General features: G+C 39.8%; 8 protein-coding genes. 6 read left to right on the forward strand and 2 right to left on the reverse strand.

Annotated elements, in window-relative coordinates:
* The first annotated feature begins 7 nt into the window (after positions 1-7).
* The 6 genes from H3Z82_RS06430 to H3Z82_RS06455 all read left to right on the forward strand — a co-directional run bounded on the left by H3Z82_RS06430 (position 8) and on the right by H3Z82_RS06455 (position 10,906).
* A complete protein-coding gene (locus H3Z82_RS06430; protein WP_182203850.1) occupies positions 8-751 on the forward strand; it encodes a succinate dehydrogenase/fumarate reductase iron-sulfur subunit in 744 nt (247 codons plus the stop codon).
* Between the two features lie 657 nt (positions 752-1,408).
* A complete protein-coding gene (locus H3Z82_RS06435; protein ID WP_182203853.1) occupies positions 1,409-2,947 on the forward strand; it encodes a beta-N-acetylhexosaminidase in 1,539 nt (512 codons plus the stop codon).
* 607 nt (positions 2,948-3,554) lie between these two features.
* Positions 3,555-6,650 carry a SusC/RagA family TonB-linked outer membrane protein gene (locus tag H3Z82_RS06440; RefSeq protein ID WP_182203855.1) on the forward strand — a complete coding sequence of 1,032 codons (3,096 nt, stop codon included), beginning with the start codon at positions 3,555-3,557 and terminating at the stop codon, positions 6,648-6,650.
* 12 nt (positions 6,651-6,662) lie between these two features.
* Positions 6,663-8,279 carry a SusD/RagB family nutrient-binding outer membrane lipoprotein gene (locus tag H3Z82_RS06445; protein ID WP_182203858.1) on the forward strand — a complete coding sequence of 539 codons (1,617 nt, stop codon included), beginning with the start codon at positions 6,663-6,665 and terminating at the stop codon, positions 8,277-8,279.
* A 10-nt stretch (positions 8,280-8,289) separates the two neighbouring features.
* Positions 8,290-9,081 carry a DUF4397 domain-containing protein gene (locus H3Z82_RS06450; protein ID WP_182203860.1) on the forward strand — a complete coding sequence of 264 codons (792 nt, stop codon included), beginning with the start codon at positions 8,290-8,292 and terminating at the stop codon, positions 9,079-9,081.
* Between the two features lie 229 nt (positions 9,082-9,310).
* Complete coding sequence (locus H3Z82_RS06455; protein ID WP_182203863.1) at positions 9,311-10,906, forward strand: glycoside hydrolase family 10 protein; 1,596 nt, start codon at positions 9,311-9,313, stop codon at positions 10,904-10,906.
* Positions 10,907-11,180: 274 nt separating this feature from the next.
* Here the strand turns inward: H3Z82_RS06455 and H3Z82_RS06460 are convergent, their stop codons facing one another.
* Both H3Z82_RS06460 and H3Z82_RS06465 read right to left on the reverse strand, forming a co-directional pair.
* Positions 11,181-11,780: a TetR/AcrR family transcriptional regulator gene (locus tag H3Z82_RS06460; RefSeq protein ID WP_182203866.1), complete on the reverse strand. Its 600-nt coding sequence runs from the start codon at positions 11,778-11,780 to the stop codon at positions 11,181-11,183.
* A gap of 26 nt (positions 11,781-11,806) precedes the next feature.
* Positions 11,807-12,463, reverse strand: a complete 657-nt coding sequence (locus H3Z82_RS06465) for a transglutaminase-like domain-containing protein (protein WP_182203868.1) — start codon at positions 12,461-12,463, stop codon at positions 11,807-11,809.
* Positions 12,464-12,534 lie beyond the last annotated feature (71 nt).

Raw genomic sequence — 12,534 nt, forward strand, 5'->3', positions numbered from 1 at the left:
TTTTACTATGAATGTCATATTTAAAATTTGGAGACAAGAGCATGCCGCAGTCGAAGGGTATTTTAAAACTTACGAGGTTGATGGTCTTACAGAAGACATGTCATTTTTAGAGGCTTTGGATCACCTCAATGAAACGCTGGTCTTAATAAACGAAAAAGTCATCGCTTTTGAATCTGATTGTCGAGAAGGCATTTGTGGGCAGTGTGGTGTGTTTATAAACGGTAGGGCCCATGGCCCACATCAGCATATCACCACCTGTCAATTGCACATGCGAAGCTTTAAAGATGGCGATACGATTGTTGTGGAACCGTGGCGGGCAGAAGCATTTCCCATTGTTAAGGATTTGGTGGTAGATCGGAGTGCTTTTGATCGTATTATTCAACAAGGCGCTTATATCACCGCAAAAACAGGAACTGCTCCAGAAGCATACGCCATCCCAATTTCCAAGGAGATTTCGGAACGTGCTATGGATGTTGCCGCTTGCATCGGGTGCGGCGCTTGTGTGGCAGCGTGTAAGAATGCTTCGGCAGCATTATTTACGTCCGCTAAAATCAATCACCTGAACCAATTGCCCCAAGGGCGTCCGGAAGAGCACTCGCGTTTGCTGGATATGGTGGCTCAAATGGAATTGGAGAACTTTGGCAGTTGTACCTTTACAGCTGCTTGTGAAGTGGAATGTCCTGCAGAAATATCAATCAACAGCATTGCTGAAATGAATGCCAGATATATAAAAGCCAAATTGTTTGGATAGGAAAACAACCGTGTAGATTGGACCCAGAGACACTTCAATCTTCTCAAGAATTTTCGAGTTTTTAATGTACAGCTTATTTCCTGAAGATTATCAATAAGTTTAATGAATACAATAGTTTTTTAGACTGATGTAGAAGCTTTTTTGAATGCTGTTTAAGTGTAGAGATGAGATGACTATGAATCAGTCAATTTATTGTTCGTGCTGCGACATTGTTACCGCTTCCTGATAACAATCCTGATTATAGAGTTTGTATCGCCTATAGTGATTAATTTAATATATAAATCGGACATTAGTTTAACCACCCTATCAATATTATTAGAAGCCTCTGAACATTATTTTCGACTCAAAATAATGTTGAATAAACTTAAAGGCAGCCTTATTTGAACCACCGCTAAAAGGTGCCGGTTGATGCTTCTTTATTGCCATTTAAAATATAATTCTAATTTTTAATAGTAAAATAATTGATAACAAAGTCACAAATTGTCGTAAAATCCTACTAAATTACTCCCGTGTTATCAGCAATAAAAAGTCAGGACTTTTCAAAATTAAAAATCTCTTGATATTAATCAGTGGTCTTAATCCTGTTAGACATTTACAAAATAGGCATACACAGAATACTTAATCTATTGTCACATATCGTTCTTAATTCGCACCTCTATGATACGTTATTTTCAAACTCTAATCGTTTTAATTGTCGGAATTTCAAGTTTTGGATGTTCTTCTACAAAAAAGCCTGTTCAAGCATCCTTAACTAGTGAAACTGTAGCTATTATTCCAAAACCACAAGTGTTGGTGCGCCACAATGGTGTTTATCAAATACCAAAACAAAACACCATCTCTTTTTCAGGATCTGCAGAAATAGCAGGTCAATGGCTCAGTAAATTACTTCAGGATGCCAGCCTCCAAAGCACCATTCAGGCCAAGTCTAAAAGAGCAAACTTTAAATTAGTCCAAGATCCTGCTTTGAGTGGCCAGTTGGGTGAAGAGGGATATTCTTTGGATATCGATAAGCACGGTGTAACGATTAAAGCAGCGGAAGAGGTTGGGCTATTTTATGCCATACAGAGTTTAACGCAACTTTTGCCAGCCAATCTGAAAAGCACGACAATAGATTCGAAACCTTTGGTATTGCCTCAACTTCATGTGGAGGATTTTCCAAAGTACAGTTGGCGCGGAAATATGATAGATCTTGCCCGTAGTTTTTTCGGTATGGAATATTTAAAACGGCATATCGACAGAATGGCACTCTATAAGTTGAATCGTTTACATCTCCATTTAACGGATGATCAAGGTTGGCGAATTGAATTAAAAAGCAAACCACTTCTTACAGAAATCGCTGGTAAAAGTGCAGTAAAAGATGGTAAATCGGGCTTTTTGTCCATAGAAGATTATAAGGAGCTGCAAGATTATGCAGCAGAACGGCATGTTGTTATAATTCCGGAGATTGATCTGCCCGGTCATATCTATGCTGCGTTGGTGGCTTATCCGGAGCTTAATTGTGAAGACTTGAGTAACCTTAATCCGAAAATGGCTACACCACCAGAATTATTTGATGGCTACAAAGTGGGATGGAGCAAATTGTGTCTCAAAGATCCTGAGACTTATAGCTTCGTGGCCGAGGTTTTAAGAGAAGTGTCGGAAATGACTGTTGGCCCTTGGGTACATATAGGTGGCGATGAAATAAATGACGACCTCTATGAAGACTTTGTAGTAAAGGCAGATTCTATGGTAAGAAGTTATGGTAAAATCCCAATAGGTTGGGAGGAAGTTTCTAAAGCTGATGTCAGCCAAGAATTGATAGTTCAGAGATGGAATGGCAAAACCACACCATTAAAAAGGTCAAAGGTAATTGAATCTATTTGCACAAGCTTTTACTTTGACCATGCCAATGTAGCAGGACAGGAAAAAACCAATAACTGGTGTCAAAAATCTGGTGTATCATTGGAAGATGTTTACAATTTCAATGATAAGGCGGACCAAATCATTGGCGTAGAAGCACCCGTATGGACGGAGTTGGTAATTTCGGATGCCATGTTGGACAACCGATTGTGGCCACGTTTGATGGCGGTTGCGGAAATTGGCTGGTCGGAGTCCCACGATGATTTTAAAGAATTTTCCAAACGTTTAAGTCTGCATAAGTCGAGATTGGAAGCTTTGAAAATAAACTTTTATCCTGCACCAGAACTTAACCCGTAATAAGTAGGCCATAGTACGTATGTATTCGAAAATATGAATTCAAAAAATTCATGCTTTTATGCTGTATATCTTAATATAGGATAAGAATAAATAATAAATATTAAATACGATAGCACGACATTGCGTATGTGCAGGATTTGATATTTGCCCACTTAAACTTCATGTCCTTCTTATTATAAAGAGCAACATCCTCGTATTCTGATACGATTTTGAACGTATTAAGATGAAGGGGAAATCCTACTTTCAATTTTTTTTGATACCGTTATAAAAAAAATGAAAACTTATCCTTAATGCTAATTTTAAAAATGCGTTTTAAGGCCTTTGGTCTTATATTATTCATAAATACTGAGGAAATTTCAATTAACCCTATTAAAGTCAGGGATTTTATAAAATGCGTGTTTAAGGCACAATTACTGCATAAATAGCTAAATAGGTCTCATAAAATGGGCATGATTTTAATTTCTTTTGATAAAACATCTGCAATTTTAACGTTTTTTAAGAAAAAATTCCTTAATATTGATTGTCTAAAATTACTTAGTCAAATAGTGAAGTGCAATTTGAATATTTCAATATCAACTAATAACAATTTTTAAAAGGGGTTCACATTATGGAAAAACGATTACTTTTAATTTTACTCTGCTTTCTGGGATTTCAAGCTTTTGCCCAAGAGCGGATCTTGACCGGAAAGGTCATTGACGAGAAAGGTTTGCCTGTGGCAGGTGCTTCAGTGTATATAAAGAACACTAGTAAGGGCACCGTGAGCAATATGGACGGAAATTTCACGTTTAGTGCGCCAGATAGTAATGATGCAGTATTGGTTATTTCGTCCATCGGTTTTGACACACAGGAAATAATAATCGGTACCCGCAACCGGTTTGATGTCACACTAATGGAAGACTTGGAAGGACTTGATGAAGTGGTGGTCACTGCATTGGGTATCAAACAAGAGAAAAAAGCACTTGGGTATGCCGTCACTGAAATTAAAGGTTCTACCTTGGCAGAAACTCAACGTGAAAACTTTGTCAATGGTTTAGCCGGTAGGGTGGCAGGTGTTGAAGTCAATAGTACTTCCGGACTTCCAGGATCTTCGTCATCCATTGTCATTAGGGGTATCAGTTCATTGAGTGGCAATAATCAGCCCTTATTTGTAGTGGATGGTCTTCCTATCAGTAACAATACTACCTCCACTTCAGTTTTTGCCTCCTCTCTTAATACGGCAACCTCTTTTGAAAACAGAGGTATCGATTTTACCAACAGAGGTGCTGACATCAATCCTGAAGATATTGCCTCGGTAACCATTTTGAAAGGTCCGGAAGCAGCTGCCTTGTATGGTATAGAAGCAGCCTCAGGAGCTATCGTGATAACTACCAAAAGAGGACAGGCTGGGACACCGCGTATCGACTACAGCACAAGTGTTAGAGTGGATCGGATTGTAGAATATCCAGATATACAGCAGGTTTATGATAGAGGTGCCAACGGCTATACTGAAGAAGGCAACGAATCACTCTACTATTTTGGACAGCCCTATCCGGCAGGAACACAGTTTTATGACAATGTGAAGAGCTTCTTTCGTGATGCCTACAGTCAAAAACATAATATCTCGGTCTCGGGAGGGAGTGAAAAAACCCAATACCGTGTATCTGCATCCAATACAAGTTCAGAAGGTTTTATTCCGAACACAGGCTTGGAGAAGTTGAATTTGACCTCTGCGCTCACTGCAGAATTCAACCGATTTCTTTCTGCCGATGTCACCTTTGATTATACCCGATCAGATAATGATCAAACGTTTAGAGGTGCTGGTGGTCCTTTATTGCATTTATTGTTATGGCCTTCTACAGATGATGCCAGTAACTATTTGACACCATCAGGCAAAAGACGGGATTACGCCGATTATTCCAATGCGGTTGAAAACCCGTTCTTCAATGTCAATAAGAATATTCTTAACTCCCTTACTGATCGTTATAAATTAAACACATCACTTACGGTCACACCATTAAATTGGTTAAAGTTTGTGGGACAAGTAGGGATTGACTATTTCACTACCAAAAGTACGATTGTAAGACATCCGGAATCAAACACCGGAAAAAGTCGCAACGGGATATTTGATCAAGCCTTGGTAACTACAAGAAATTTGACATTCCAATACTATACACAAATTACACCACCAAAATTGTTAAATGATAAAATTACTACGGATATCAAAATTGGTAGTGCGGTTTATGATTATAATACATTCAGTGCTGCGGCCGGAGGAGAAGACTTTCAGGCTCCAGACTTGTGGTCCATTAATAACACCGATTTAAAGACTCATAGAGCGTTCAATAATTTGACTGAACGTCGATTGGTTGGCGCCTTTGCTACCTTTAATGCCAATTATGACAATATGGTTTTTCTTAGTTTAACCGCTAGAAATGACTGGAGTTCTACCTTACCAAAAAAGAACAATTCCTTCTTTTATCCATCGGCCGGTCTAAGTTTTGTCTTTACGGAATTGGAGCCTTTAAAAGGCATTAAAGATGTGCTGTCTTACGGTAAACTGAGAGCTTCTATTGCGCAAGTGGGAAAGGACGCGAATCCGTATAATATTCGACCATTTTACACAAATGCGTTGACTACGGGAGGCGGATTCAGATATGGATTTACAGGACCAAGTTTAGATTTACGACCTGAGATGACCACTTCTTATGAGTATGGTATTGAGTTGAAATTACTTAAAAACAGGTTAGGGTTGGATGTGACCTATTTTAACAAAAAATCTGTAGATCAAATTGTTCAAAATCTAAGGCTCAGCTACGCTACAGGCTTCGTACTTATGACATTCAATGCCGGTGAAATCCAAAATGAAGGTATTGAACTCCAATTGAATGCCACGCCTGTAAGAACCGATAACTTCAGTTGGGATATTTTAGCTAATTACACTCAAAACAAGAGTGAGCTTATAAAATTGCCTGGAGATGTTCAAGAGTTTTATAATTCTGATACCTGGTTATACGGAAACGTACGTGTGGGTTCGAGAGTGGGTGGTCCTTTGACGACATTCACCGGTTATGATTATCAGCGCAATGACCAAGGAGAAGTGTTGATTAATCCTTCCAACGGATTGCCGATATTGGATACAAGCGAATGGATCATCGTTGGAGATAGAAACCCAAAATTCACCATGGGTCTAACCAATACCTTTAGATATAAAAATTTCTCTTTGAACTTCCTATTGGATTTCAGAGTTGGCGGCGATGTATATAACGCTACCGAACATTATTTAACTACAAGAGGCTTAAGTAAAAGAACTTTGGATAGAGAAGTGCCACGAATTGTAACCGGGGTCCTAAAAGACGGTAACGAAAATTCCGCCAATCCTACGGAAAACAATATTCCTATTGACCTGTACCGCAACTCATCCTATTGGAGTTCAATCTACCCGCATCAAAGTTTTATTGAAAAGGATATCAATTGGGTGCGTTTAAGAGATGTCACATTAGGTTATAATTTGCCATCAAGCTTTTTGGATAGAACGAAGTTCTTAAGAAGCGCCAGTTTATTTATCACAGGGACTGATTTGTTCTTATTTACGAATTACTCTGGTTTAGATCCTGTGGCTAATGGAAACTCCGCTGCTGTAGGTGGTGCCGGAGGTGCAGGATTGGATTACGGAAACTTTCCGCTTCCAAGGGGATTGAATTTTGGATTAAAAGTTGGATTTTAAATAAAAATAGCGATGAAAAAAATAATATACACATTTTTAATAATTACCGGTACATTGACCATTTCGGGTTGTTCTGATTATTTGGACGTCAATACCAATCCCAATGGACCGGATGCACTTTTGCAACCTGAACTATTCCTGCCACAGATACAATCTGAGATGGCAGTGGCCGTACAATGGGACGGACGTTTTACAGGGTTTTACACTCAAAACTGGGCCTACACGTCTGGATCGAGTTATTCTCTCAACCTCCATAACAATCCGTTGTCCGATTCTTACGCGCAACTTTGGAGGGCTGTTTATTGGAGTATGGGCTACAATCTATCCGATATGATTGAAAGCGGAGAGCTCAATAAAAAATATGATTTTGTCGGAGTAGGGCATATCATGAGAGCTTACGGATGGCAAATGTTGACCGACTATCACGGGCCGGTTATTGTAACAGAAGCTTTTAATTCCAGTCAGCGGGTTTTTGATTATGATGAACAACCGGTGGTTTATGAAGAGATTAAAAGACTGTTGCTCTTAGGAATAGAAAACTTGGAAAGAACCGACGGATTGGGACCTGACGATTCAGGCTTACGTGAAGCTGATCTTATATATAGTGGCGACCGTGACAAGTGGATCAAATTCGCCTATGGCTTACTCGCCATAAATGCCCACCGTCTCACCAATAAAAGTTCTTATGATGCCGACCAAGTAATTGCTTATGTTAATAAGTCACTGGCTGGAAACCAAGATGATGCCAGTATCGGTTTTGATGGCACGATAAGTTCTGATACTAACTTTTTTGGACCTCTGAGAGATAATATCGGATATTATCGCCAGACAAAATTTATGGTAGGGCTTCTTGATGGCACCAATCCAGAACTTACAGATCCTAGTCTCATTGGTGCGGATCCATTGCCTGAAAACTCTGCTGATCATCTTAAAGATCCGCGTATTACTGCCATGATGGCACCATCTCCAGATGGACAGTACCGAGGTATTTCTCCTGAATTAGGAATCAATGAATGGTCTGCCGCAGAGGCAAACCAGGTGCCTAAGAACTTCTGGAATGAGGTAGGCTACAAAGGCTCATCGCCATCACCTCAGATTTACATCTTTAATAACTCAGAGAGATTTCCATTGATGACCTATGCGCAACTACAATTTATCAAGGCAGAAGCTGCATTTATCTCCAACAAAAAAGACGTGGCACTTACTGCCTACCAAGAAGGGGTGAAATCGCATATTGAATTTTCAAAACAATATGCACCGGATCCTACAATTTTTGAAGAAAGAAAAACGGTTTATTTGTCGAGTACCGAATTGTTTCCGGTGGCTACTGAAGACTTGACCTTATCCAAGATCATGCTTCAAAAATATATTGCTACCTGGGGATGGGGCTTTATGGAAACCTGGTCTGATATGAGACGTTATCATTATGATGTTGATGCTGCCGATCCTGTCTATAAGGGCTTTGAGCTTCCAGATCCGCTGTATATTACCAATAATGATCAACCAGCCTATCGTGCCAGGCCAAGGTATAACTCAGAATACATGTGGAACAAAGCGGCATTAGAGGTTATTGGTGCTTATGAAGAAGATTATCACACTTATGAAACTTGGTTTAGCAAACCTGAATAACTATAAAATTATGAGAAAGTCATTCAATACTATACTACTATTATTCGCTGTAAGTCTCGTTTTTAATGCGTGCGATGAAAATGCAATTCCTGAGGTTACGGAGAACGTTCCCGATGGTGGAACCTATGCCAAATTCTTTTTTCATGTACAGGACGCTCCCGCGGTAAACTTTTATTTTGATGAAAAAAAGGTGAGTTCGGTAGCTTCATCCACATCAGATGAAGTCAAGGGAAATGTTTACGGCTCTGTTTTTCCATCCAACGCCTATGCGTTGATTCCGTCTGGCACATTTAATGTGACGGCACGCGACTTGGAAGGAAATACTGTGGCTGCCACTTCTCTGACCCTTGCGGCAGATTCACATCATTCCATTTATCTTGGGGGTACCGATGAGAATTATGAGATTTTTACTATCGAAGATGATCTCCCAGAAGCTAATTATGAAAAGATCTATTGGAGGTTTGTCAATTCCATGTCCAATATGCCATTTGCAGTAGATGCTTATGCGGTGAGAGCTGCGGTACCAGCCACAGAGGACACCCCAGCAGAACCTGTTGAGATTGTTACTCTGGGCACTGGGATAGCTTTCAAACAAGCAGGAGATTATAAAGAATTAAAGCCAGGCAGGTATAACTACAGAATTTTTGAGTCGGGGACTGATTATGATGTGGAAACATCAACCCCTTATATTCAAAATTCCATTACGCTTGCAAGTATAGGGCGGGTTTATTCTACGCAAATTAGAGGAACCTATACGCCAACACCAGGTTCAAAAAATATTGACTACTGGAGAGAGCGTTAAGCCTTTATTAATAACCTCGGGGCCTGTCCGATCGAAACGGGCGGATAAGCCTACGACACATGTACAAGGAATTATTTTTCTGTCGAAACAAGTCTCGCGGTAATTAAACCCACTGGTGGGAATCAAAAAACCTTAAAGAAGGAGAAGGAGACACTAATTGTGGCTCTTTCTTTTTTTATAGGATGAGCATAATACTATAAAATTCATTTCACTCTAATCATACTTTCTTATGTCAACGAACATTCGATCTATTATGTTGATACTCCTCTGTGGTATCGTTCTAAATTCTTGTAAATCTATAAAACCTTCTGGGCCTCCTTCAAAAACCGTTGTGGAATTTCCACGGGAAGCAAATGACAAGTCACGGATGGACGAAAACCCCGATATAGAGCAGCAGTCTAAGAACAGCCCTGAAGTGATGCGTGAATTTAGAGCGGCATGGATTGCAACGGTCGCTAACATCAATTGGCCCAGTAAACCCGGACTGTCCACCCAAGAACAGCAGGAGGAAGCCCTTAAATTACTCGATCTGTTAAAGGATCACCACTATAACGCCGTAATTTTTCAAGTCAGACCTCAGGCAGATGCCCTATATAACAGCTCTTTGGAGCCGTGGTCTTACTTTCTTTCTGGAGAAGTAGGCAAAGCTCCAGAACCTTGGTATGATCCTCTCAGTTTTTGGATCGAGGCAGCTCATGACAGAGGTATGGAGTTACACGTATGGTTAAATCCTTATAGGTCCCATCACACGACGGGAGGTGAATTGAGTCCAAAATCTTTAGTAAATACACATCCTGAAATTATGGTACCGTTGAAAAACGGAATGTGGTGGATGGATCCTTCCAAAGAAGCAACCCAAGATCATTCTGCAGCGGTAGTCATGGATATAGTAAAACGCTATGATATTGACGGCGTTCATTTTGATGATTACTTCTACCCATACACCTCCTACAATGATGGCCAGGATTTTCCCGACGCCATAAGCTATCAAACTTATTTAAGCAAAGGAGGTTCACTGTCAGTATCGGATTGGAGGAGAGATGCGGTCAATAGTTTTGTGCAGCGGATCTATAGTGAAATTAAAGCGGAAAAACCTAAAGTTAAATTTGGCTTGAGTCCATTTGGGATTTGGAGGCCTGGCCATCCAAGTTCTATTGCCGGTATGGATCAGTATGATGCCTTGTATGCTGACGCCAAGCTTTGGTTAAATAAAGGGTGGATCGATTATTTTACACCCCAATTGTATTGGAAAATCAACCAAATTCCACAAAGTTTTCCAGTGTTGTTGGGTTGGTGGAAAAGTGAAAATACCTTAAACCGGCACTTATGGCCGGGCATTAGCCTATACCATGGTGGTGGCGCTGAGAATGTTGACGAAACCGTCAATCAAATTATGATAACGCGAGGTATGTTACCAGAAAGCATGGGCACCGTCCATTGGAGTATCAAACCGCTGATTTCCTATCCCAACCTTGCACAGGGCCTATTGGATGGTCCTTATAAAAAACAGGCCCTGGTTCCTGCGAGTCCATGGCTCAACAGCAAACTTCCTGATGTGCCAATGGTCCGCACCGAAAGGGAGGGACAAAAAGTAGTTGTCTCTTGGGAGCCCGTTGGACCAGAAGAGGTATTTAAATGGGTGGTTTTCTATAAATACGGTGAAAATTGGGAGTATAAGATTATGGACAGGACACAAAATACGACGGAATTGGAATTGAATAAAACCACAAATGAAAATCAGGTGGCTTTATCTGCAGTTGGGGTTACAGCAATAGATCGAACTGGAAACCAGAGCAGTTTTAATGAAATTGAGATGACATATTGAATGTCATGACGCTCATTGTATGCTCTAGATATAGCAGATTTTACCTGAAAATACCGATGTCTGAAAGAAGGTTTTAATTTAGATACCATTCTTTTATCTATGGGAATGAGATGTTGGTGTCCATCCAGTGAAATTAAGATGTAGTTAGTCTATATTTTATAAACTCATGAATCATCTAATTTATGACCATCATTGTTATTGAACTGCTAATTGGTATGCCCCATCGCGTCAGACGAATGCGGCCCTTTGGAGGAGATGGACCGCCAAATCTTTATTAATTCGCATCAGTGGACTTGCGTCGAGGTTCTTGATTAAACAAATCAATCGTCTTTTCAATCGCTTTATCAAACTTCTCCCATGACTCTTGAGAAGTCAAGTCAGTGGTGATAAACTTTTTATTGAATTTAGACAACAGTGTAAAATAGACATACCCGCCAATCATCAATTGAAAGGCGTGGTTAAGAGAACTGTTCTTATCAGAAATGGCAAAAATTTTCCCCATTTCCTTATTACTATATTTAAATAAATCGCGTGTTGCCTCGTTGTTTTCAAGCAATTGCCATCGCAGAATTTCTTGGGTGAGTTTGTTCTCTCGAAGCTCTTTTGTTCCGGCCATGGCAAACTCCTTGAGGTCTTCAACCGTCGCCAAGTCTTTATCGTGAAGCGCCAACATCGATTTAAAAAAGTCACCTTTCTTGGCCAGTTGTAGAAGTAAGCCTTCCAATCCACCAAAATACCGGTAGATCAATTCTTTAGACACTCCGGCTTTCTTGGCAATGGCATTAATGCCTACCGCTTGCGGTCCATTTTCTTCCAAAAGGCTTAAAAAGCTTTCGTATATTTTTTCTTCGGTTGCGGCTCTATCTTTCTTCATGATATCATTTGAATGTTTAATTGGTATTATAAATCTTTGAGGTTTAATACCATTCCTATTTCTACCTTATTTTCTCGTAAAGGGGGATAGGTGTCTTTCATTAAATCGAACATATAGGTTAACGGAACGTGGTCAAAGGTCCCATAATCTTCCAAATACTCCATAAATACCGAGGTGCCCGAACTGTCATAAGCCTGAAACAAAGAGTCAGTTGTCCCATCGAAATCTAAGGGCGCAACATTCATTTTTTCGCATAAGGATTTATTGAACGCCGGAGTTGCTTTCACCCATTTGCCGTTTAAATAGAGTTCAACATAACCGTGTGGGACCAGGACATCATTACCAAATTTTTCAATGATATCATCCACAGCAATATGGTTTTTAACCTTTGCCAGACCCAATCGTGCGGGAATGTTTTTAGCGCGTAAAACACTGATCAATAAAACAGCTTTATCCAAACAATGGCCTGTTGTATGGGTGCTTATCTCGGACGCTCGCCAATCGTTTGGCTTTAAACTAATCCTATAGGGGTTATAAGGCCAGGCATCCCGAATATAGTAATAGGCTTTTATTGCAAAATCCAAAGGTGTGTCTTTGCTGCTGTCTTCGCTTATTTTTTTTATGATGTTTTGAATGTTTTGAGACGAATAATCAAAATTATAATTCTCTTCCAAATATGTCATATCAGTTAATTATATGCCTTATAGTTAATAATAGTGTTTATTAACATTAGATTTTGTGAGTTTTTACTATT

This window comes from Gelidibacter maritimus, assembly GCF_014062315.1.
GTDB classification, from domain to species: domain Bacteria; phylum Bacteroidota; class Bacteroidia; order Flavobacteriales; family Flavobacteriaceae; genus Gelidibacter; species Gelidibacter maritimus.